The 21,710-nt window shown below is 72.4% G+C and carries 21 protein-coding genes and 2 riboswitches; of the genes, 14 read left to right on the forward strand and 7 right to left on the reverse strand.

Annotation, left to right across the window (positions count from 1 at the left end; genetic code table 11):
- Positions 1 to 32: 32 nt before the first annotated feature.
- Positions 33 to 1,451, reverse strand: coding sequence for an MFS transporter (locus ABZ078_RS05820; protein ID WP_356571999.1), 1,419 nt, complete (start codon positions 1,449 to 1,451; stop codon positions 33 to 35).
- 234 nt (positions 1,452 to 1,685) lie between these two features.
- Here ABZ078_RS05820 and ABZ078_RS05825 point away from each other — a divergent pair, with 234 nt between their 5' ends.
- The 6 genes from ABZ078_RS05825 to ABZ078_RS05850 all read left to right on the forward strand — a co-directional run bounded on the left by ABZ078_RS05825 (position 1,686) and on the right by ABZ078_RS05850 (position 7,651).
- Positions 1,686 to 3,443 carry an MFS transporter gene (locus ABZ078_RS05825; protein ID WP_356572001.1) on the forward strand — a complete coding sequence of 586 codons (1,758 nt, stop codon included), beginning with the start codon at positions 1,686 to 1,688 and terminating at the stop codon, positions 3,441 to 3,443.
- Positions 3,444 to 3,547: 104 nt separating this feature from the next.
- Positions 3,548 to 4,198, forward strand: a complete 651-nt coding sequence (locus tag ABZ078_RS05830) for a class I SAM-dependent methyltransferase (RefSeq protein WP_356572003.1) — start codon at positions 3,548 to 3,550, stop codon at positions 4,196 to 4,198.
- A 78-nt stretch (positions 4,199 to 4,276) separates the two neighbouring features.
- A complete protein-coding gene (locus ABZ078_RS05835; RefSeq protein ID WP_356572005.1) occupies positions 4,277 to 5,236 on the forward strand; it encodes an N-acetylmuramoyl-L-alanine amidase in 960 nt (319 codons plus the stop codon).
- Positions 5,237 to 5,403: 167 nt separating this feature from the next.
- Positions 5,404 to 6,186 (forward strand): hypothetical protein, encoded by a 783-nt coding sequence (locus ABZ078_RS05840; RefSeq protein WP_356572007.1) that lies wholly within the window; start codon positions 5,404 to 5,406, stop codon positions 6,184 to 6,186.
- 103 nt (positions 6,187 to 6,289) lie between these two features.
- Positions 6,290 to 7,300 (forward strand): LLM class F420-dependent oxidoreductase, encoded by a 1,011-nt coding sequence (locus ABZ078_RS05845; RefSeq protein WP_356572009.1) that lies wholly within the window; start codon positions 6,290 to 6,292, stop codon positions 7,298 to 7,300.
- Positions 7,301 to 7,357: 57 nt separating this feature from the next.
- Positions 7,358 to 7,651: a hypothetical protein gene (locus ABZ078_RS05850; RefSeq protein ID WP_004001644.1), complete on the forward strand. Its 294-nt coding sequence runs from the start codon at positions 7,358 to 7,360 to the stop codon at positions 7,649 to 7,651.
- An 18-nt stretch (positions 7,652 to 7,669) separates the two neighbouring features.
- Here the strand turns inward: ABZ078_RS05850 and ABZ078_RS05855 are convergent, their stop codons facing one another.
- The 4 genes from ABZ078_RS05855 to ABZ078_RS05870 are packed head-to-tail and all read right to left on the reverse strand — an operon-like array spanning position 7,670 to position 11,392.
- Entirely contained in the window at positions 7,670 to 8,740 is a 1,071-nt protein-coding gene (locus ABZ078_RS05855) for a prenyltransferase (protein WP_356572011.1), read from the reverse strand.
- Positions 8,737 to 9,471 (reverse strand): class I SAM-dependent methyltransferase, encoded by a 735-nt coding sequence (locus tag ABZ078_RS05860; protein WP_356572013.1) that lies wholly within the window; start codon positions 9,469 to 9,471, stop codon positions 8,737 to 8,739. Before ABZ078_RS05860 ends, ABZ078_RS05855 begins: the two co-directional genes overlap by 4 nt.
- Positions 9,465 to 9,587 carry a hypothetical protein gene (locus ABZ078_RS05865; RefSeq protein WP_356572015.1) on the reverse strand — a complete coding sequence of 41 codons (123 nt, stop codon included), beginning with the start codon at positions 9,585 to 9,587 and terminating at the stop codon, positions 9,465 to 9,467. The genes ABZ078_RS05860 and ABZ078_RS05865 overlap by 7 nt, the downstream gene beginning before the upstream one ends.
- A complete protein-coding gene (locus ABZ078_RS05870) occupies positions 9,584 to 11,392 on the reverse strand; it encodes a glycosyltransferase (protein WP_356572017.1) in 1,809 nt (602 codons plus the stop codon). Before ABZ078_RS05870 ends, ABZ078_RS05865 begins: the two co-directional genes overlap by 4 nt.
- Before the next feature lie 210 nt (positions 11,393 to 11,602).
- Between ABZ078_RS05870 and ABZ078_RS05875 the strand changes: the two genes are divergently transcribed.
- Positions 11,603 to 12,229 (forward strand): TetR family transcriptional regulator, encoded by a 627-nt coding sequence (locus tag ABZ078_RS05875; protein WP_356572019.1) that lies wholly within the window; start codon positions 11,603 to 11,605, stop codon positions 12,227 to 12,229.
- 1 nt (position 12,230) lies between these two features.
- Positions 12,231 to 12,422: riboswitch (TPP riboswitch) on the reverse strand.
- Positions 12,423 to 12,554: 132 nt separating this feature from the next.
- Here the strand turns inward: ABZ078_RS05875 and ABZ078_RS05880 are convergent.
- On the reverse strand, positions 12,555 to 12,788 hold the full coding sequence (locus ABZ078_RS05880) for a ferredoxin (RefSeq protein ID WP_356572021.1): 234 nt from the start codon (positions 12,786 to 12,788) through the stop codon (positions 12,555 to 12,557).
- 3 nt (positions 12,789 to 12,791) lie between these two features.
- Positions 12,792 to 14,249 carry an aldehyde dehydrogenase gene (locus tag ABZ078_RS05885; protein ID WP_356572023.1) on the reverse strand — a complete coding sequence of 486 codons (1,458 nt, stop codon included), beginning with the start codon at positions 14,247 to 14,249 and terminating at the stop codon, positions 12,792 to 12,794.
- 143 nt (positions 14,250 to 14,392) lie between these two features.
- Between ABZ078_RS05885 and ABZ078_RS05890 the strand changes: the two genes are divergently transcribed.
- The 7 genes from ABZ078_RS05890 (at position 14,393) to ABZ078_RS05920 (ending at position 21,489) form a co-directional block, all read left to right on the forward strand.
- A complete protein-coding gene (locus tag ABZ078_RS05890) occupies positions 14,393 to 14,650 on the forward strand; it encodes a hypothetical protein (RefSeq protein ID WP_356572025.1) in 258 nt (85 codons plus the stop codon).
- Positions 14,651 to 14,730: 80 nt separating this feature from the next.
- A complete protein-coding gene (locus tag ABZ078_RS05895; protein ID WP_356572026.1) occupies positions 14,731 to 15,759 on the forward strand; it encodes an MBL fold metallo-hydrolase in 1,029 nt (342 codons plus the stop codon).
- A 75-nt stretch (positions 15,760 to 15,834) separates the two neighbouring features.
- A riboswitch (cobalamin riboswitch) is annotated at positions 15,835 to 15,910 on the forward strand.
- Positions 15,911 to 16,042: 132 nt separating this feature from the next.
- Complete coding sequence (locus ABZ078_RS05900) at positions 16,043 to 17,284, forward strand: prenyltransferase/squalene oxidase repeat-containing protein (protein WP_356572028.1); 1,242 nt, start codon at positions 16,043 to 16,045, stop codon at positions 17,282 to 17,284.
- A complete protein-coding gene (locus ABZ078_RS05905; RefSeq protein ID WP_356572030.1) occupies positions 17,281 to 17,922 on the forward strand; it encodes an SCO2322 family protein in 642 nt (213 codons plus the stop codon). The genes ABZ078_RS05900 and ABZ078_RS05905 overlap by 4 nt, the downstream gene beginning before the upstream one ends.
- Positions 17,922 to 19,007, forward strand: coding sequence for an energy-coupling factor transporter transmembrane component T (locus ABZ078_RS05910; protein ID WP_356572032.1), 1,086 nt, complete (start codon positions 17,922 to 17,924; stop codon positions 19,005 to 19,007). The genes ABZ078_RS05905 and ABZ078_RS05910 overlap by 1 nt, the downstream gene beginning before the upstream one ends.
- Positions 19,004 to 20,665: an ATP-binding cassette domain-containing protein gene (locus ABZ078_RS05915; RefSeq protein ID WP_356572034.1), complete on the forward strand. Its 1,662-nt coding sequence runs from the start codon at positions 19,004 to 19,006 to the stop codon at positions 20,663 to 20,665. The genes ABZ078_RS05910 and ABZ078_RS05915 overlap by 4 nt, the downstream gene beginning before the upstream one ends.
- Positions 20,662 to 21,489, forward strand: coding sequence for an ECF transporter S component (locus ABZ078_RS05920; RefSeq protein WP_356572036.1), 828 nt, complete (start codon positions 20,662 to 20,664; stop codon positions 21,487 to 21,489). The genes ABZ078_RS05915 and ABZ078_RS05920 overlap by 4 nt, the downstream gene beginning before the upstream one ends.
- Positions 21,490 to 21,710: the final 221 nt, after the last annotated feature.

Here is a 21,710-nt window from a genome sequence, read left to right on the forward strand (position 1 = left end):
CAGGGTGGCGTGCGCGCTTCAGCGGCCCCGCCTCAGGTCGCCGGCGTTCTCCTCGGCAGCCACAGCAGCATCAGCACCGCCCCCGCCACGAGCACCACCGTCGACGTACGGAACACCAGCGCGTACCCCTCCGTCAGCGCCCGCGGCGACGTGCTCCCCGCCGAACGCGCCGCCGCGATCGTCGACATGACCGCCAGCCCCAGTGAACCTCCCATCGTGCGCGAGGTGTTGACCAGCCCCGAGACCAGGCCTGCCTCGCCCGCCCCCGCCCCGGAGGTGGCCAGGGCGGCGAGGGGGGTGGCCGCCAGGCCCGCGCCCAGCATCATCAGGACGCCCGGCACCATGATCGAGGTCAGGTACGCGCCCGTCACTCCCAGCGTGGACTGCCAGCCGAAGCCGACGGCCGCGACGACCGTGCCCAGCACCGCCACCTCGCGCACGCCCGCCGCCCGCATCAACCGGGGCGCGAGCTTGGAGCCGACGATCACGGCCAGGGAGCTGGGCACCAGGGCCAGGCCGGCCTCCAGCGGGGTGTAGCCGAGCACGTTCTGCGCGTACAGCGTCATGAAGAACCACATGCAGAACATCGCGGACCCGCACAGGAACATCGCCACGTTCGCCGACGCCACCGCCCGCTGCCGGAGCAGCCCGAGCGGCATCAGCGGAGCCGCCGTACGCGACTCCACGACGAGGAAGCCGCCGATCAGGGCGAGCCCGGCGAGCAGCGGTACGACGGTGGCCGTCGCCGTCCAGCCCTCGGCCTCCGTCTGCGAGATGCCGTACGCCAGGGTCGCCAGCCCGGCTGTCACCAGCACCGCGCCCGGCAGATCAAGCCGCCGCCCGTCCCCGACCCGGCTCTCCGCGAGCCACAGCAGGGAACCGGCCAGCACGACCGCGCCGACCGGCACGTTGATCAGCAGCACCCAGCGCCACGACAGCACCTCCACCAGCACCCCGCCGACGAGCCCGCCCGCCGCGCCGCCCCCGGCGCCGACGGCGGTCCACGTCGCGATGGCCCGCGCCCGCGCCGCCCCCTCCGGTACGGCGGCCGTCAGGATCGTCAGCGTCGAAGGCGCCAGCACCGCGGCTCCCAGCCCCTGCACAGCCCGGGCGACGAGCAGCTGCCACTCCTGCTGGGCCAGTCCACCGGCCAGCGAGGCCAGGGTGAACAGGGCGAGCCCGACGAGGAACATCCGCTTGCGGCCGTAGAGGTCTCCGGCCCGCCCGCCGAGCAGCATGAACCCCGCGAAGGCGATCGCGTACGCGTTCACCACCCACTGCAGGCCCGGCGCGCTCAGCCCGAGGTCGGCCCGCATCGACGGCAGCGCCACGTTCACGACGGACACGTCGAGCACGACCAGGAACTGCCCGGCGCACGCGAGCGCCACCACCAGCCAGGTGGGGGGCGCGGTACGGCGGGAGGTGCGAGTGGCGTCAGCGGCTCGGAGCATGCATGTCATGCTCTCAACCGCCGACGCTCCTGGCATCGGGATTTCGACCTAGGCCGGACCCCACCGACGAACCACGACGGCGGGACTACGACCCTTCCCCCTTCCCCTCCTCCCCTCCTTCCTTTCGCACCCCTCTTCCCCCCTCTTCCCCCCTTCATCAAGAAAAGGTCAAGAAATCGTTAGCCGGCCAAAGCATCGGAATAGTTGCCCAGGCACACCGGGTTGGTCGCCCACATGACACAAACGACGAACGACCAGCCCACCGGCAGAGCGACCTCGGGTGCCGTCGTCCCCGTTCTCGCCTTCGCGGGCATCGTTGTCGCGGTGATGCAGACCCTGCTCGTCCCGGTCATCAAGGACCTGCCGCAACTGCTGAACACGACGCCCAGCAACGCCACCTGGGTCCTGACCTCGACGCTGCTCTCCGGCGCCGTGGCCACGCCGATCATGGGCCGGCTGGGTGACCTGTACGGCAAGCGGCGCATGCTGATGGCCGGCCTGGCCGTGATGGTGCTCGGCGCGCTGGTCAGCGCCGTCACCAGCGACCTGCTCCCCATGATCGTCGGCCGGACCCTCCAGGGCTTCGCGATGGGCGCGATCCCGCTCGGCATCGGCCTCATGCGCGACATGCTGCCCCGCGAGAAGCTCGGCTCGGCGATGGCCCTGATGAGCTCCTCGATCGGCGTCGGCGGCGGACTCGCGCTACCCGCCGCCGCCCTCGTCGCCCAGCACACCGACTGGCACACCCTCTTCTACGGCGCCGCCGGCCTCGGCGTCCTCTCCATCGCCCTCACCCTGCTCGTCGTACCGGAGTCCGAGGTCCGCGCGGAAGGCTCCTTCGACCTGCTCGGCGCGCTCGGCCTCTCGACGGGCCTCGTCCTCTTCCTCCTCCCGATCACCAAGGGCGGCGACTGGGGCTGGACCTCCGGCACCACGCTCGGCCTGTTCGGCGCGTCGGCGGTCGTACTCCTCCTCTGGGGCGTACTCGAACTGCGCCTGAAAGCCCCCCTGGTGGACCTGCGCACCACGGCCCGCCCGGCCGTCCTGTTCACCAACCTCGCCTCGATCATGGTCGGCGTCAGCTTCTACGTCGTCTCCCTCGTCCTCCCCCAGTTGCTCCAGCTCCCGAAGTCCACCGGCTACGGCCTCGGCCAGTCGATGGTCGTCGCCGGCCTGCTCGTGGCCCCGCTGGGCCTGACGATGATGTTCACGGCGCCCGTCTACGCCCGCCTGTCCGCGAAGTACGGCCCGAAGACCACCCTGATCCTCGGCATGCTGATCATCGCGATCGGCTACGGGGCCGGCCTCGGCCTGATGAGCGCCCCCTGGCAGAGCCTCGTGATCTCGGTGGTTCTCGGCGCGGGCATCGGCCTCGCGTACTCCTCGCTCCCCGCCCTGATCGTCGGCGCGGTCCCGGCCTCGGAGACCGGCGCGGCGAACGGGCTGAACACGCTGATGCGTTCCATCGGTACGTCGGTCTCGAGCGCCGTCATCGGGATGGTGCTGGCCGACACCGCGCACACGGTCGGCGGCGTCGAGATCCCGACGCTGCACGGCTTCCGCGTCTCCTTCCTCATCGCCACGGGCGCGGTGACGATCGGCCTGCTGATGGCCCTGTGCCTGCCGAAGCACCGCCCGGCCGCCCATCCGCACCTGCGCGCCGGCAGCGAGGAGGATGCCGGCCTGGAGCGCGCCGACCGGGAGCCCTCCGAGCAGGCCCTGCGCGCCTTCCGCGGCCGCGTCCTCGACACCGACGGCACGCCGGTGGCCCGCGCCAAGGTGACTCTGATCGACCGCCGGGGCCGCCAGGCCGGCGCGACCCTCTCCGCGGCGGACGGCAGCTACGCCCTCGCCGTCCCCGCCCAGGGCGCGTACGTCCTGGCCGCCCGGGCCGACGGCCACGCCCCGCTCGCCTCGTCGGCGACCCACACGGGCGAGGAGGGCCCGGTCGACGTGGACCTGTCGCTGCCGGGGGAAACGGTCACCGCCTGAGCCCGGCTCCTGGCACGCACGCACCACGCCCCCCGTCACCCACAGGACGGGGGCCGTGGTGCACGATGGGCGCCCACACGCTCGTACGACCGAAAGGGACCCGCATGGCCCCGGCCCCCAACCCCGAGATCCTGGCCGCGTTCGAGGCGGCGAAGGGCTTCATGCCCACGGGTGAGGGCCTGGCCCTGTACGCGGCGGCCGTCGAGGCCGGGCGGCTCGGTCGTCCGCTCCTGGAGGTCGGCACCTACTGCGGCCGCTCCACGATCCTGCTCGCCGACGCCGCCCGCGAGGCCGGGGTGACGGCGCTCACGGTCGACCACCACCGCGGCAGCGAGGAGCAGCAGCCGGGCTGGGAGTACCACGACCCGCGGACCGTGGACCCCGAGATCGGCCTGATGGACACGCTGCCGACGTTCCGCCGCACGCTGCACAAGGCGGGCCTGGAGGAGCATGTGGTGGCCCTGGTGGGCCGTTCACCGCAGGTGGCGAAGATCTGGGGCACCCCCCTCGGGCTGGTCTTCATCGACGGCGGCCACACCGACGAGCACGCGAACGCCGACTACGAGGGCTGGGCCCCGCACATCGCCGAGGGCGGTCTGCTCATCATCCACGACGTGTTCCCGGACCCGAAGGACGAGTTCACCGGGCAGGCCCCGTACCGGGTGTACCTGCGGGCGCTGGAGTCCGGAGCGTTCACGGAGGTGTCGGCGACGGAGTCGCTGCGGGTGCTGAGGCGGACGGGGACGGGGTGCTGACCCACGGGAGGGCCCCGACCGGCGCCCTCGACCGTGGCTTACCGCGGGAGGCCGTGGTCGGCCCGTAAGGTGTCAGGCGTGTCGTACGTAGGTCCGGACTTCGATCCTCCCCAGCCCCGCCGCCGTCGCCGCCGCGCCCTCACCGTCGCGGCCGCCGCCCTCGTGCCGGGGGCCCTGCTCGGGTGGGTGATGTACGAGGCGGTGGGAGACCCCGGCGACGGAGGCGGCTCCGGCACCGCGGCCGTACGGTCGTCCGGGGCGTCGTCGAGCACCACGCCGACCGACTCCTCCACGACCGACGACAAGCCGCCGGGCCCCACCCCCACCCCCACCGCCGACTCGACGTCCGCGCCCGCCGCGTCCGGCCCCCTCAAGGGCAAGGTCGTCGTCATCGACCCGGGCCACAACCCCGACAACTTCCAGCACACGGCCGAAATCAACCAGAAGGTGAACATCGGCACGAACTGGAAGGAATGCGACACGACGGGGACGTCCACCAACGACGGGTACACGGAAGCCGAGTTCACCCTGGACGTCGCCCACCGGCTGCGCACACTGCTCCAGCGGCAGGGCGCCACGGTGAAGTTCACCCAGGACGGCGACCGTCCGTGGGGCCCCTGCGTGGACGAGCGGGCGCGGATCGGCAACGACGCGCACGCCGACGCCGTCGTCTCCATCCACGCGGACGGCGCGGGCGCCGGCCAACGGGGCTTCCACGTCATCCTCCCCGGCAAGGTGGACGAGGGCGCCGCACACACCGGCCCGATCGTCGCCCCCTCCCGCGACCTGGGCGAGCGCATCGCGGGCTCCTTCGTCCGCGTCACGGGCAGCGCCCCCTCCACCTACGTCGGCGACGGCACCGGCCTCGTCACGCGCAAGGATCTCGGCGGTCTCAATCTGTCAACGGTTCCCAAGGTGTTCATCGAGTGCGGCAACATGCGTGACAGCAAGGACGCGGCACAGCTCACCAGCGGCGCGTGGCGGCAGAAGGCGGCGCGGGGGATCTCTGAGGGAATCGTGAGTTTCCTGCACGGGTAGTGATCCGCGGGCTGATCCCGGCGGACACCCTCGTCGGTCGGACGATAAGGTCGTCCCTACGATGCGGGGCCACCCCTGCGCTTCACACCGGGGCCTGACGGCGACATGGTGACAGCGACGCCTCCAGCGATGCCGATGACGAGACGACTGACGAAGGACCTCCTGAAGTGAATATCCGCTCCCTCACTAGAGGCGACGGCGTGGTGATCGGAGCAGCGGTATTGCTGTTCATCGCGTCGTTCCTCGGCCTCTCCAGCTGCGACGCCTCGGGCAGCGTCTGCGATTCGATCGATATGCCGAACGCGTGGGACGTCATCGGACTCGGGCTCGGCGTGTACATGGGCGGTGTGATCGGTGGCGCGCTCATCGTGGTCGCTCGCCTGCTTCCCGCGGCTCGCAAGGTCGCGGGCCTGGAGCTCGGTCCGGCCGGCACCGTACTGGCCATCGCGACCGCCTGGATCATGCTCTGGAACCTGATCGACGCCGAAAGCGCCGGCGCCGGTCTCATCCTCGGCTTCATCGCCGCCCTGATCCTCGCCGCCGGCGCCATCGCCACCCCCCTCGTCCCCGCCCTCCAGGCCGCCCTCATCCCGGCCCCCCGCCCCGCAGCCCCGCAGCCCTACGGCGCCCAGTCGCCCGGTGGTTACGGCTACCCGGGTGCGCAGCAGCCGCAGCAGCCGTACGGTGGGCAGCCGCAGCCGGGGCAGCCCTTCGGTGGGCAGCAGCCGCAGGCGCCGCAGGCTCCGGCCGCGGACTTCTCGCCGTTCTGGTTCGCCGTGCCCGTGCCGCGTCCGCTGTTCCCGGAGGACGGCTCGCAGACGCCGATCGCCGAACTCGCGCCGGGCACCTGGTACCTGGCCGTCGAGCAGCGCGGCCCGGCTCTGGTCGCCCAGACGCAGGACGGCCGCCGTGGCGTGCTCCAGGACACCTCGGGTATCCAGCGCGGCTGAGATCCGCCACTCTCCTCAGCGGCCCCTCACCCTTCCCGGTGAGGGGCCGTTGTCGTACAGTCGCAAGCCTCACCCCTGATCTGACGCACCGTCAGGAGGCGGCATGCGGCTCGGGCTCGCACTCGGTTACTGGGGCCGCGGCCCCTGCGCGGACCACGTACCGCTCGCCCAGGAGGCCGAGCGGCTCGGCTACCACTCGGTGTGGACCGCGGAGTCCTGGGGGTCCGACGCCTTCACCCCGCTCACCTGGATCGCGGCGCGGACGTCGAGGATCAGGCTGGGCACGGCCGTCGCCCAGATGGCCGCCCGCTCCCCCACCACCACCGCGATGCACGCCCTCACCCTGGACCACCTCTCCGGCGGGCGCATGCTGCTCGGGCTCGGGCTGTCGGGGCCGCAGGTGGTGGAGGGGTGGTACGGGCGGCCGTTCCCCGCCTCGCCGCTGACCGCCACGCGCGAGTACGTCGACGTCGTACGGCAGGTGCTGCGGCGCGAGGCGCCGGTGGTGCTCGACGGGCGTTTCCACTCCCACCCCTACGACGGGCCGGACGGCACCGGGCTCGGCAAGGCCCTGAAGCCGATCACCCATCCGCTGCGGCCCGATCTGCCGGTCCTCCTCGGCGCCGAAGGACCGAAGAACGTCGCCCAGACAATCCGGATCGCCGACGGCTGGCTGCCGTTGTACTGGTCGCCGAGCAGACCGGACGCGTACGGAGACGCGGTGGCCGGACTGCCGGAGGGTTTCGTCGTCGCGCCCATGGCCCAGGTGCGGGTGTGCGACGACGTGTCCGAAGGGCTGGTGCCGGTCAAGGTCATGCTCGGCTTCTACATCGGCGGCATGGGCCACGCGGCCCGCAACTTCCACGCCGATCTCATGGCGCGCATGGGGTACGAGGACGAAGCCCGCCGGATCCAGCGGCTGTTCCTGGACGGCCGCCGGGAGGAGGCCGTCCGCGCCGTCCCGGACGCCTTCGCCGACGAGATCTCACTGGTCGGGCCGCGCGAACGGATCGCCGAGCGGCTGGAGTTGTGGCGGAAGGGACCGGTGACGGACCTGCTGGCCCTCGCGCCCGACCCGCACACCCTGCGGGTGCTCGCGGAGCTGAACGCGTAGTTGAACGCGTAGCCGGCGTCCGGGTTTCAGTCAGGGTTCGAGGGCTACCCGGAGGGCATGTCCCCTCGATATCGCAACGGTGCGAACCAGGCCGGCACGGTCATTGCGATCGTCGCCGACATCATGGCCCTCATCCTGGGCCTGTGGATCCTGATGTACCTGCTGGACGCCAACCGCGCGAACGACTTCGTGCAGTTCGTCCACGACGCGGCGCGCTGGCTGGCGGGTTGGTCCCACGACCTGTTCACGTTCGACGAGGCATGGGCGAGGGTCGTGGCCGGGTACGGGCTGGCCGCGGTGGTCTACCTGTTCGTGGGCCACGCGATCGCCAACCGTGTGCACCGGCACTGAGACCCGGACGACTCGGACTCAGTCGCAGCAGTCCGGGTCCAGTCCCCTCGGCAGGTGCTCGCCGCCGAACACCGCGCAGGTCGCGTCATGGCCGCCGAGCGCGGCGACCGCCAGCAGCAACGACCCCGCCGTCCACGTGGTCAGCTCACGCGGCCAGACGGCGTCGTCGTCGAAGACGTAGCCCGTCCAGTACAGGCCGCTCTCCGGGTCGCGCAGGTGCTGGATCGACTGCAGGATGTCCAGCGCCCGGTCGGACTCGCCCATCGCCCAGAGCGCGAGGGCGAGTTCGGCCGACTCCCCGCCCGTCACCCACGGGTTGGGGACGACGCAGCGCACGCCGAGGCCGGGGACGACGAAGCGGCCCCAGCCCTCCTCCATACGGGACTTGGCCTCCGCGTCCGTCAACGCGCCGCCCAGCACCGGGTAGTACCAGTCCATCGAGTAGCGGTCCTTGTCCAGGAACCGCTCCGGGTGGCGGCGGATCGCGTGCCGCAACGCCCCGGCCGCCAGCTCCCAGTCCGGCTGCGGCTCCTCACGCTGCTCGGCGATCGCCAGCGCGCAGCGCAGCGCGTGGTGGATGGAGGAGGACCCGGTCAGCAGCGCGTCCGCCGTCGCCGTGCCGTCCTCGTCGCGCCGCCAGCCGATCTGGCCGCCGGGCTGCTGGAGTTGGAGCACGAACTCGATCGCCGCCCGGACGGACGGCCACATGCGGTCCAGGAAGGTGTCGTCGCCGGTGGAGAGATAGTGGTGCCAGACGCCTACGGCCGTGTAGGCGACGAAGTTGGTCTCGCGGCCGGTGTCGGTGACGTCGTCGAAGGCGCCGTCATGGTAGGCGGCGTACCAGGAGCCGTCCTCGTTCTGGTGCGTCGCCAGCCAGGTGTACGCCCGCTCGGCGGCCGCGTGCTCACCGGCCGTGTCCAGCGCCATCGCCGCCTCGACGTGGTCCCACGGGTCGAGGTGGTGCCCGCGGAACCACGGGATCGCCCCGTCCTCCCGCTGTACGGCGAGGATCCCCGCGACGGTCGCGGCGGCCTGCTCGGCGGTGAGGACCCCGGGCAGGACGAGGTGTTCTGTCCGGGGGGTCGTCACTTGGCGTCCACCAGGGGGAGATGGGGCTTGGTCGCGTACGCCACGAAGCTCTTGCCGATCAGCGGGTTCAGCGCCTGTTCGGCGACCCGGGTGGCCAGCGGCTTCTTCATGATGTCCCAGACGAGCAGCTTGTGGTACGCGCGCACCGGCAGCGCCTTGTCGTTGTCGACACCGAACGCGCACTTCAGCCACCAGTACGGCGAGTGCAGGGCGTGGGCGTGGTGGGTGCCGTACGGCTTGAGGCCGGCCTCGCGGATCTTCGCCAGCAGTTCGTCCGCCTTGTAGATGCGGATGTGGCCGCCCTCGACCTCGTGGTACTCGTCGGACAGCGCCCAGCAGACCTTCTCGGGGCCGTAGCGCGGGACGGTGATGGCGATACGGCCGCCCGGCCTGAGCACCCGCACCATCTCGGCGAGGACGCCCTTGTCGTCGGGGATGTGCTCCATGACCTCGGAAATGATGACGACGTCGAAGGACTCGTCCGGGAAGGGCAGCGCGAGCGCGTCGCCCTCCATCGCCGTGGCGGTCGCGCCCTCGGGGGCCTCCCCTGCCTCCTTCATCGCGGCGAACCACCTCGCGACCTCGCGGATCTCCTCACCGTTCTGGTCCAGCGCCACGACCTGGGCGCCGCGCCGATAACACTCGAACGCGTGCCGGCCGGCACCGCAGCCGAGGTCCAGGACACGGTCGCCCGGGGCGAGCGGGAACCGGGAGAAGTCGACGGTCAGCACGTGGGCCTGCTTTCGCGGTCGGAGCGGGTGGAGCGGGTGAAGTGGTGCGAGGAGCCGGGGCGGTTGGCGGGGCAGCTGGAGCGGCCGGCGTCGACGGTCGTGGGTACGGCGGTCATTGAGCGACCTCGCCGACCTTCGCGGCCTCGGTCACCCGCGCCGGGCCGGCTTCCGGTGAGACCCCGGAACGACCGGGCGTCCGGAGCGCGGAGCCACCACTGTCCCCCACCTCGGAACGACCACCACCGGTCACCGCGGACCGCCCGGCATCCCCCACCGCCGAGCGCCCCGTGCCCGACGCCACAGCGACGTCAGCACCGGTCACCGCCGAGCGGTCGGCATCCGTCACCCCAGAGCGGTCAGCACGCGTCGCCACCGAACGACCGCCACCGGTCACCGCAGAGCGGTCGGCATCCGTCGCCACCGAACGACCGCCACCGGCCACCGCCGAGCGGTCGGCATCCGTCACCCCAGAGCGGCCGGTACCCCTCACCGCCGAACGACCCGTGCCCGAAGCCACCGAGGAGTCAGCACCGGCCACCGCCGAGCGACCCGCACCCGTCACCGTGGAACGGTCGGCGTCCCTCACCGCCCAGCGCCCGGATCCCCCACCCGACGCGTCGCCCATGGCCTCCCGGTACCGGGCCACCGTGCCCTCGGCGGCGCGTGCCCAGGTGAAGTGCTGGAGGACGCGCTCCCGTCCGGCCGTTCCCAGGCGAAGGCGCAGTTCCTCGTCGCCCAGCAGTCGGCTCAGTGCGGCGGCCAGCGCGCCGGGGTCGCCCGGGGGCACCGCCAGGCAGGTCTCCCCGTCCCGGCCGGCGACCTCCGGGATCGCCCCGCCGGTCGTGGCGACCAGCGGTGTCCCCGTGGCCATGGCCTCGGCGGCCGGCAGGGAGAAGCCCTCGTACAGCGAGGGCACGCACGCCACCTGCGCCGAGCGCACCAGGTCGACGAGTTCGGCGTCCGAGATGCCCTTGACGAAGTCGACGGCGCCTTCGAGGCCGTACCGCTCGATCGCCTGGGCGACCGGCCCTTCCTCGGGCCGTTTGCCGACGACGACGAGGTGGGCGTCGGGGTGCTCGGTGCGGGCCTTGGCGAGTGCCTCGACGAGGAAGACCAGGCCCTTGAGCGGGACGTCGGCGCTGGAGGTCGTGACGATCCGGCCGGGGATCTGCCGTACCGAGGGATTCGGCGAGAAGAGGTCGGTGTCCGCGCCGATGTGGACGACGTGGACGCGGTCCTGGCGTACGCCGAGATGGTCGACGATCTCCGCGCGGGACGTGCCCGACACGGTCAGTACCGACGGCAGGCGGCGTGCGACGCGCTTCTGCATGCGGGTGAAGGCGTACCACCGGCGTACGGACATCCGCCGCTGCCAGTTCGGCGCCGCGTCCAGCTCCAACTGGCGGTCGACGGTGATGGGGTGGTGGATGGTGGTGACGAGGGGTGCGCCCACGTCGCCCAGCAGGCCGTAGCCCAGCGTCTGGTTGTCGTGCACGACGTCGAACTCGCCGCGCCGGGCGCGCAGATGGCGGCGGGCGCGCAGCGAGAAGGTCAGCGGCTCGGGGAAACCGCCGGTCCACATGGTCGCCACTTCCAGCGCGTCGATCCAGTCGCGGTACTCGTCGCGCCCCGGGGTGCGGAAGGGGTCGGGCTGCCGGTAGAGGTCGAGGCTGGGGAGCTCGGTGAGGGTGAGGCGGCCGGCGTAGTCCTCGCCGTCGTCGAGGACGGGGTAGGGCTGGGAGCCGATGACCTCGACGCGGTGGCCGAGGCGGGCCAGCTCGCGGGAGAGGTGCCGGACATAGACGCCCTGGCCGCCGCAGAACGGGTTCCCTTTATAGGTGAGAAGCGCGATGTCGAGCGGTCGCTCGCCGTCGGCGGCAAGGTCCTTCGGGGACCCGGCCTCCCTGGCCTCAGCGGTCACTCCAGGCCCCCTTCTCCCTGCTCTGTCCCGCGAGACTACGCCGGGACGCTAATCTAGAACAAGTTTCAGACTTGATCGTTCAAGAGGCTCTGAATCTACCGGCAGGTAGCGCCGCTGTGAGCGATGGATCAGGTGATTCACGCCACGGCCGATGCCCTGGCATGCTCTGTCCGGTCACTCACCCTCACCGACTGTCACGGAACGGGATCCATGCCTGCGGAAGCCAGTAGCGCACTCCCCGCCTCACCGCCCCTCACCGAGCGGCAGGAGGCCCGCCGCCGGCGCATCCTGCACGCCAGCGCGCAGCTCGCGAGCCGGGGTGGTTTCGACGCCGTGCAGATGCGGGAGGTCGCGGAGTCCTCGCAGGTGGCGCTCGGCACGCTGTACCGCTACTTCCCGTCCAAGGTGCATCTGCTGGTCGCCACGATGCAGGACCAGTTGGAGCACATGCACGGCACGCTGCGCAAGAAGCCGCCCCAGGGGGAGACGGCGGCGCAGCGGGTGGCGGAGACGCTGATGCGTGCCTTTCGCGCGCTGCAGCGCGAGCCGCATCTGGCCGACGCGATGGTGCGGGCCCTGACCTTCGCCGACCGGAGTGTGTCCCCCGAGGTCGACCAGGTGTCCCGGCAGACGACGGTGATCATCCTGGACGCGATGGGCCTGGAGGACCCGACACCGGAGCAGCTCTCCGCGGTCCGTGTCATCGAGCACACCTGGCACTCGGCCCTGATCACCTGGCTCTCGGGCCGCGCCTCGATCGCCCAGGTGAAGATCGACATCGAGACGGTCTGCCGCCTGATCGACCTGACGGCTCCCGAGGGCTCCGCGGGCATGTGAATGACCTACGAGACGGGTTCCCTGCGCCGGTATTACCCGGATCAGGTACTGGGGGTCGCCTTCCGGTCTTCCGACCTCTCGGTCTTCCGACTTTCCGGCCTCTCAGCCCGGACCGTCGATGTCGGCCCCAGCGGAAGCTGTCCGCTTCCCGCCAGAGTCGGCTACTCCGGTTCGGGCTCCCTCACTCGTCCCGTAGGCCTACCTCCAGGATAAGACGTTCATCCGGGAATAGAACCCCCCGAAGGGACTTTTTTCGCCCGTTTTCGGGCGCGTGACGGCTGGTACTCCGGCCGGCCCTCCGCCGGCCCTCCGGCCAGTCCTCCGGCTAGTCCTCGGGCGGGAACACCGGTTCCCCGCTTCCCAGCATCGTGATCACGATCGCCTCCACCGGGCAGCTCTCCGCCGCGGCCAGGATCCCCTCGTTCGCGTCGGTCTCCGGGTCGGCCGGATGGGACTGGCGGCCGGTGTCGAGGCGGAAGCCGTCGGGGGCGTGGTGGACGCACTGGGCCGAGCCGATGCACACCGACCGGTCGACCTCGACGTGCCAGCGGTCGCCCATCCCCTACGCCTCCCAGTCCGCCGGGAGGTGGATCATCTTGTGCTCCAGGTATGCGCCGTACCCCTCGGGGCCGAATTCGCGTCCCAGCCCGGAGTTCTTGTAGCCGCCGAACGGGCCCAGCATGTCCAGGCTGAAGGTGTTCACCGAGTACGTGCCGGTGCGGACGCGGCGGGCGATGTCGATGCCGTGTGCGGTGTCGGCGGTCCAGACGCTGCCGCTCAGGCCGTAGTCGGAGTCGTTCGCGATCTTCACGGCCTCGGACTCGTCGCCGTAGGGCAGCAGGCAGATCACCGGGCCGAAGATCTCCTCGCGTGCGATCCGCATGGAGTTGTCGACGTCCCCGAAGAGGGTCGGCTCGACGTACCAGCCCTTGTCCAGACCCGGCGGACGCCCGCCGCCGGTGAGGATCTTCGCGCCCTCCTCCTGGCCGACGCGGATGTAGTCGAGGTTCCTGCGCTGCTGCCGCTCCGCCACCAGCGGGCCCACCTGGGTCGCCGGGTCGAGCGGGTCGCCGACCACCAGCGCGCCGGCCGCCGCCGCGAACGCCTCCGCGAACTCGTCGTAGCGGGAGCGCGGGAGCAGGATCCGCGTCTGGGCCACGCATGCCTGGCCGTTGTTCATCCAGGCCGCCGGGACGACGCCGGCGACCGTCGCCTCGACGTCCGCGTCCGGGAGGACCACGGCCGCCGACTTGCCGCCCAGTTCCAGGGTCACGCGGGTGAGGTTGCGGGCGGCGACCTCCATGACGCGCTTGCCGGCCGCCACCGAGCCGGTGAAGGAGACCTTGTCGATCCCGGGGTGCCCGACCAGGTACTCGCTCACCTCGCGCTCCGCGGGGAGGATGGACAGGACCCCGTCCGGCAGCCCGGCGTCCTTCGCGATCTCCGCCAGGAGATACGCGTCGAGCGGCGACTCCGGCGCCGGCTTGAGCACCACCGTGCAGCCGGTGAGCAGCGCGGGCGCGAGCTTCGCGGCGGCGATGAACTGCGGGACGTTCCAGGGCACTACGGCGGCCACGACTCCGACCGGCTCCCGCCGCACGAGGATCTTGCCCAGCACGCCGTCGCGCCGCTCCTCGTACGTGAAGTTCCGCGCGACCGTGATCGCCGCGTCCCAGACCATCATCGCGCCGAGCGCCTGGGCGAGCACGCTCCAGGAGTACGGGGAGCCGTTCTCGGAGGAGATCACGCGGGCGAGCTCCTCGTGCCGCAGCGCGATGCCGTCCTTGACACGGGTGACGACCTCGATCCGCTCGTCGAGGCTCATCCGCGGCCAGGGTCCCTCGTCGAACGCCTTCCGCGCCACCGCCACCGCCCGGTCGACGTCGGCCGGCGAGGCGTGCGGCACCCGCCCGATGACCTCCTGGGTGTGCGGGGAGATCACCTCGATGACGTCCTTGCCCAGGGGGTCGGTCAACTCCCCGCCGATGAAAAGCTGTCCGTGTTCCACGAGCTCGGTCATGGCCGACTGCCTCCCCGGAGCGTAATTCTGACGATCCATCAGATACTCGGATACACGGAACTGATACCAGTTCCACCCGGAGGAGTCCACGGGCCGCACACAGCTCGCCTCTACGCTGATCAAGTCGGGGAGAGGGCAAGGGGATGGCAGCGAGCAAGCGGCACTGGGCGGCGTTCGCCACGACCATGACGGTGGCCGCCTGCGGCGCCGCATGGCTGGCGTCGTCCTGGGACGACGTGAAGCGCGGCAACGGGGTGATCGTGCACCGGGAGACGAAGAGTCCGGAGGAGATCAGGAAGTACTGGACCCCCGAGCGCATCCGGCGGGCCGAGCCCGCCGAGATGCCGGTCTGGAACCCCTGCGAGCACTTCCCTTCGCTGCTCTCGCCGGACTGCTGGTAGATGACTCGGGCTCCCATCGCAACCTGTTCTAGTTATAGTGACCCGGTCGGCCGGAACGTGTCGCGGCGATTGGGGATCCCATGGCGCAGGTGCACGACCACGGCGGCGGCGTCCGGTCCATCGAGGTCCCCATCCCGGACAACCCACTCGGCCACACCCTGGTGTACGTCGTCGACACCGACCGCGGTCCGGTGCTCATCGACACCGGCTGGGACGACCCGGCCTCCTGGGAGACCCTCACCGAGGGGCTGACGGCGTGCGGGACCGCGCCCGGCGAGATCCACGGCGTCGTCATCACCCATCACCACCCCGACCACCACGGCCTGTCCGGCAGGGTTCGCGAGGCATCCGGCGCCTGGATCGCGATGCACGCGGCGGACGCGGCGATCGTCCGGCGCACCCGCGCGACCCGCCCCGAGCGCTGGTTCTCCTACATGGCGGACAAGCTCACCGCGGCCGGCGCCCCCGAGGCCCATGTGTCCCCGCTCCGCGCCGCCCGCCGCCCGGGCACCCTGCCCGGCTTCGCCCCCGCCCCGCCCGACCGCGACATCGTCCCCGGCGAGCTCCTCGACCTCCCCGGCCGCCGCCTGCGCGCGATCTGGACCCCGGGCCACACCCCCGGCCACGTCTGCCTCCACCTGGAAGAGACCCACCCGGCCCAACTCCCGGGCCACGGCCGCCTGTTCTCCGGCGACCACCTGCTTCCCGGGATCACCCCGCACATCGGCCTGTACGAGGACCCCGACGACACCACCGTCACCGACCCCCTCGGCGACTACCTCGACTCCCTCGAACGCGTCGGCCGCCTCGCCCCCGCCGAGGTCCTCCCGGCCCACCAGCACACCTTCACCGACGCGCCCGCCCGCGTACGGGAGTTACTGGCCCACCACGAGACCCGCCTCACCGGCCTCCTCACCCTCCTCGCCGAGCCCCTCACGCCCTGGCGGCTCGCCGAGCGCATGGAGTGGAACCGACCCTGGGACGACATCCCCTACGGCTCACGGAACATCGCGATCGCGGAGGCGGAGGCCCACCTGCGGCGGCTGGTGAAGCTGGGGAGGGCGGAGGCGGTGGCGGGGAGTGAGCCGGTGGCGTACGTGGCGGTGTGAAGGACCACCACGGCCTCCCTCGGCCGCTTCCCTACGGGCCGGTAGAGTGGCCGCGTCGTCATCACGCCCGTACGGGGGGAAGCCGGTGCAAATCCGGCGCTGACCCGCAACCGTGAACCGGTGGTCGAAAAGCCGGTGAGCCGGATCGCCCCGTACGGACTCGTGACCGGCTCACGTGCCCCGGCAGCCGGCCGGAGCACGGCACCGTCGAGGCATACGGAGCCGAGCCGCCCGGGGTCTCCCCTGTGCTGCCCGGCCCCTCAGGGAAGGGCATCCGCCGATCATGTACGTCCGCCGCAGCGCCGCGGTCCTGGCCGCCGTCACCGTGATCGGCACGGTCACGCCCGCCTTCGCCGCCGACCCGTCCCCGTCCGCGTCGCCGTCCGTGGCGCTCCCCGCCGGTCTGTACGGCACGACCGACCCGACGTACGACGGCGTGTGGCGCCAGTCCCTCGCGCTGCTCGCCCAGGACACGGTGGGCGTGAAGCCGGCGGCGAAGGCCGTGGACTGGCTCACCGGGCAGCAGTGCGTCGACGGGGCGTTCGCCCCGTTCCGCGCCGACGTCTCGAAGGGCTGCGGTCCGAAGACCCCGGTCGACACCAACAGCACGGCCGCCGCCGTCCAGGCCCTCGCCGCGCTCGGCGGCCACGGCGTCGCGACCGGCAAGGCCGTGGCCTGGCTGAAGTCCGTGCAGAACAAGGACGGTGGCTGGGGGTACCTGCCGGGAGGCGCGAGCGACACGAACTCGACCTCCGTCGTGGTCGGCGCGCTCGCGGCCGTCGGTGAGAAGCCGGGCGACGTGCGCAAGGGCGGCAACTCCCCGTACGACGCCTTGCTGAAGCTGTCCTTGCCGTGCGGCGACGAGGACGCCGGGGCGTTCGCGTTCCAGCCCGACAAGAAGGGCGCGCCGGCGGCCAACGCCGACGCGACCGCCGCGGGTGTGGTCGGTGTCCTCGGCAAGGGGCTCGTGGCGACGGCGGGCAAGGCGCCCGCGGACGCCCAGAAGTGCCTGGGCGGCAAGAACCCGACGCCCGCCGACGCGGCCCTCAACGGCGCCGTCCACCTCGGCCGCGCCCTGAGCGGGACCGGGTATCTGAAGTCCGCGATGCCCGGTGCCGAGGACCAGCCCGACTACGGCAACACCGCCGACGCGGTGGTGGCGCTGGCCGCCGCGGGCCTGACCGAGCGGGGCCGACAGGCCCTGCTCTGGCTGGAGGGCAACTACGCCGCCTGGGCCGAGCAGAGCGGCCCCGCCGCGTACGCCCAGCTCATCTTCGCCGCCCACGCGACCGGCACCGACCCGCGGGACTTCGGCGGCGCGGACCTCGTCAAGCGGCTCAACGCCACGGGTCCGGCACCGCAGTCGGCGGTGAACGGGTCGGTGACGGCGTCGGCGAAGGCCGCGGAGCGGGAGGACGACGACAACGGCGGCGTCAGCCTGTGGTGGATCATCGGCGTCGGCCTGGTCGCGGGCATCGGCGTCGGATTCCTGATCAGCGGCCGCAACAAGGGGCCTCGGCAGTGATCCGCCGCGCTCTCGTCACGCTCCTGGCCGCGCTGGCCGTCCTCACGGGACTGGCCCCGACCGCCCAGGCGGCCGGCTACCGCTACTGGTCCTTCTGGGACCGCGACGGCGACACCTGGACCTACGCCACCCAGGGCCCCTCCACCGCCCGCCCGTCCGACGGCGACGTCCAGGGCTTCCGGTTCTCGGTCAGCGAGGACTCGAAGGACGCGGCACGGCCGCGCGGCGCCGCCGTGTTCGAGGTGATCTGCGCGAGGACACCGGCGCGGGACGGCGAGAAGCGGGTCGCCCTGGTCATCGACTTCGGCACCCCGGCGGACGCCCCGTCGGCCGAGACACCGCCGGCCCGCCGCGCCGTCTGCGCGCGCGTCGCCCCGGACGCGACGACGGCTCAGGCCCTGGCCGCGGTGGCCAGGCCCCTGCGCTACGACACCAACGCCCTCCTGTGCGCGATCGCGGGCTACCCGCAGAAGGGGTGCGGGGAGCAGGTGTCCGGGACGGCGACCGACAAGACCGCGGCCGAGAAGAGGGACGCCTCGGACGGCGGCGGCCCGTCGCTGGGCCTGGTGGCGGGAATCGCCATGGTGGCCGTACTCGGCGCGGCAGCGATCTGGCAGGCGCGGCGGCGGCGAGCCTGATGGCCGGGGCACAGCTGCACCCCGGCGCCTGGTGGCTCTGGGCCCTCGCCCTCGGCACCGCCGCCACCCGCACCACCAACCCCCTCCTCCTCGCCCTCCTCATAGCGACGTCCGCCTACGTCGTGGCGACCTGCCGCCCCGACGCCCCCTGGGCCCGCTCCTACGCCGGCTTCCTCAAGCTCGCCCTCGCCGTACTCGTCATCCGTCTCTTCTTCGCCGTGGCCCTCGGCTCCCCCGTCCCCGGCACGCACGTGATCGTCACCCTCCCCGAACTCCCCCTGCCCGACTGGGCGCAGGGCATCCGGCTCGGCGGGAAGGTCACCGCCGAGACCCTCGTCCACGCCCTCTACAACGGCCTGCGGCTGGCCACGCTCCTGATCTGCGTGGGCGCGGCGAACGCGCTCGCCCACCCCACCCGTCTGCTGAAGTCCCTCCCCGGCGCCCTCTACGAGATGGGCGTCGCGGTGGTCGTCGCCCTCACCTACGCCCCGCACCTGATCGCCGACGTCCAGCGCCTGCGCGCCGCCCGCCGTCTGCGCGGCCGGCCCGACCGCGGCATCCGCGGCCTCCTGCACGTCGGACTCCCGGTCCTGGAGGGCGCGTTGGAGCGTTCGGTCGCCCTCGCCGCCGCGATGGACGCCCGCGGCTACGGCCGCGGCGCCGACGTCCCGCCTCGCGTCCGCCGTACGACCGGCGCGCTGACCCTCGGCGGCCTGCTGGGCGTCTGCGCGGGAACGTACGGGCTGCTGAGCGCCGAGGGCGCGACGTACGGGCTGCCGGTGCTGCTGGCCGGGCTCGCCGCCGCGCTGGCCGGGCTCCGCCTCGGCGGCCGCCGTGCCCTGCGCACCCGGTACCGTCCGGACCGCTGGGACGCCCGTGCCTGGCTGGTCAGCGGTTCCGGCGCGGCGGTCGCCGCCCTGCTGGTCCTCGCCGCCGGCCGCGACCCGGCCGCCCTGAACCCCGGCGTGGTCCCCCTCGTCGCACCCACCCTGCCCCTGTGGCCCGCGGCGGCCGTCCTCCTCGGCCTGCTCCCCGCCTTCGTGAGTCCCGCACCCCGCAGTCCCGCCCTCAAGGAGCCGTCGTGATCCGCTTCGAGAACGTCTCCGTGACGTACGACGGTGCCACCGAACCCACCGTCCAAGGCGTGGACTTCGAGGTTCCGGAAGGTGAACTGGTCCTCCTCGTCGGCCCGTCCGGGGTCGGCAAGTCCACCGTGCTCAACGCGGTGAGCGGGCTCGTGCCGCACTTCACCGGCGGCACCCTGCGCGGCCGGGTCACGGTGGCGGGCCGGGACACCCGCACCCACAAGCCGCGCGAACTCGCCGACGTGGTGGGCACCGTGGGCCAGGACCCGCTCTCCCACTTCGTGACCGACACCGTCGAGGACGAACTCGCCTACGGCATGGAGTCGCTGGGCCTCGCCCCGGACGTCATGCGCCGCCGCGTCGAGGAGACCCTCGACCTGCTGGGCCTGGCCGACCTGCGCGACCGCTCCATCGCCACACTCTCCGACGGCCAGCGGCAGCGCGTGGCGATCGGCTCGGTCCTCACCCCGCACCCCAGGGCGCTGGTTCTCGACGAGCCGACCTCGGCCCTGGACCCCGCCGCCGCGGAAGAGGTCCTCGCCGTCCTCCAGCGCCTCGTCCACGACCTCGGCACGACGGTCCTGATGGCCGAACACCGCCTGGAACGGGTCGTCCAGTACGCCGACCGGCTCGTCCTTTTGCCGTCCCCGGGCGCGGCCCCGGTCCTCGGTGCTCCGGCGGAGGTGATGGCCGTGTCCCCGGTGTATCCGCCGGTCGTCGACCTCGGCCGCCTCGCGGGCTGGTCCCCGCTGCCCCTGACGGTGCGGGACGCACGGCGTCGGGCGGCGGGCTTGCGGGAACAACTCAGGGGGCGGGACCGCATCGCCCTGAAGGGGCGCGGGGCTGCATCCGATGTGCGGCTACCGCCGCGTGGGCACGACCAACCACAGCAAACCCGCAGCCGCTGGTTCCGGCGCAGGCGCACCCCCACCACCCCGACAACCCCCCACACAGCCGAGGTGAAAGCCCTCACGGTCACCCGTGACCGCATCCAAGCCCTGAGCGACATCAACCTCACCGTCACCCCCGGCGACATCACCGCCGTCATGGGCCGCAACGGCGCGGGAAAGTCCACCCTCCTCAACACCCTGGTCGGCCTCATCGAACCCTCCGCCGGCTCGGTCACCGTCGCCGGAACCCCCGGCCTCGTCCCGCAGGAACCCCGCGACCTGCTGTACGCCGACACGGTCGCCGCCGAGTGCGCGGCCGCCGACGCCGACGTGGGCGCGGCGCCCGGCACCTGCCGCGCCCTCGTCTTTGAGCTCCTCCCGGGCATACCCGACGACACCCACCCCCGTGACCTCTCCGAGGGCCAGCGGCTGACCCTCGCCCTGGCCGTCGTCCTGACCGCCCGCCCTCCGCTCCTGCTCCTCGACGAACCGACCCGCGGACTCGACTACGCGGCGAAGGCACGCCTGGTCGCCCTGCTGCGCGACCTCGCCGCCCGAGGACACGCGATCGTCCTGGCCACCCATGACGTGGAGCTGGCCGCCGAGCTGGCCGACCGGGTCGTCCTGCTCGCCGAGGGCGAGGTGATCGCCGACGGCCCGACGGCCGAGGTCGTCGTCTCCTCCCCCTCCTTCGCCCCGCAGGTCACCAAGATCCTGGCCCCGCAGCAGTGGCTCACGGTCGCGCAGGTACGGCAGGCCCTGTCATGACCGGCGCTCAGCGGCAGGCCCGCCCCATCCGCCTCGGCCCCCGCTCCCTCGCCGCCCTCGCGCTGGTCAGCGCGGTCGGCGTCGCCGCGCTCGGCTGGCCCTTCCTCGCACCCCCCGCCTCCCAGGTCAGCGCGCACGCCAAGGACGCGCCCTGGTTGTTCACCGGACTGCTGGTCCTGCTGGTCGCCGTCGTCGCGGCGACGATCTCCGAGTCCGGGCTCGGCCCGAAGGCGGTGGCGATGCTGGGCGTGCTGGCGGCGACCGGCGCCGCCCTGCGCCCCCTCGGCGCGGGCACGGCCGGCATCGAGCCGATGTTCTTCCTGATGGTGCTCAGCGGCCGGGTGCTCGGCCCCGGCTTCGGCTTCGTCCTCGGCGCGCTGACGATGTTCGCGTCCGCGCTGCTCACGGGCGGGGTGGGGCCGTGGATGCCGTTCCAGATGCTGTCGATGGGCTGGTTCACGATGGGCGCCGGGCTGCTGCCGGGCCCGGACCGTCTGCGCGGCCGCGGTGAGCTGCTCCTGCTGGCCGGCTACGGCTTCCTCGCCGCCTTCGCCTACGGCACGGTGATGAACATGCAGGGCTGGCCCTACCTCCTCGCGGACGGCTCGACCATCGCCCCCGACCCGCAGGCCGGGCCCCTGGCCAACCTCGCCCGCTTCGTCGCGTACTGCCTGGCCACCTCGCTCGGCTGGGACCTGGGCAGGGCGATCGCCACCGTGGTCCTCACCCTCACCCTCGGCCCGGCGATCCTCAAGGCGCTGCGCCGGGCCACCCGCCGGGCGGCCTTCGAGAGCCCGGTCACATTCGACGCTCCCGCACGGTGAAAGCTCGCGCGCGGACCGTCACACCCACGGTGAAGCACCCCACATGACCCGGATCACCTACGAGCCTCTTTAGTGGTGCAAACCGGACGCCATGTACGCGGCAAAAGCGCCTCCGACCTGCACATTGAGAGCCGCATCACACAAGGTCCGCCCCTCGGACATACGGCCACAACTAGCAAAAGGGCTCATTGCGGACATCTTCCGGGCCTGCTTGTCTGGAC

This window comes from Streptomyces sp. NPDC006385 (assembly GCF_040612485.1).
Taxonomy (GTDB): domain Bacteria; phylum Actinomycetota; class Actinomycetes; order Streptomycetales; family Streptomycetaceae; genus Streptomyces.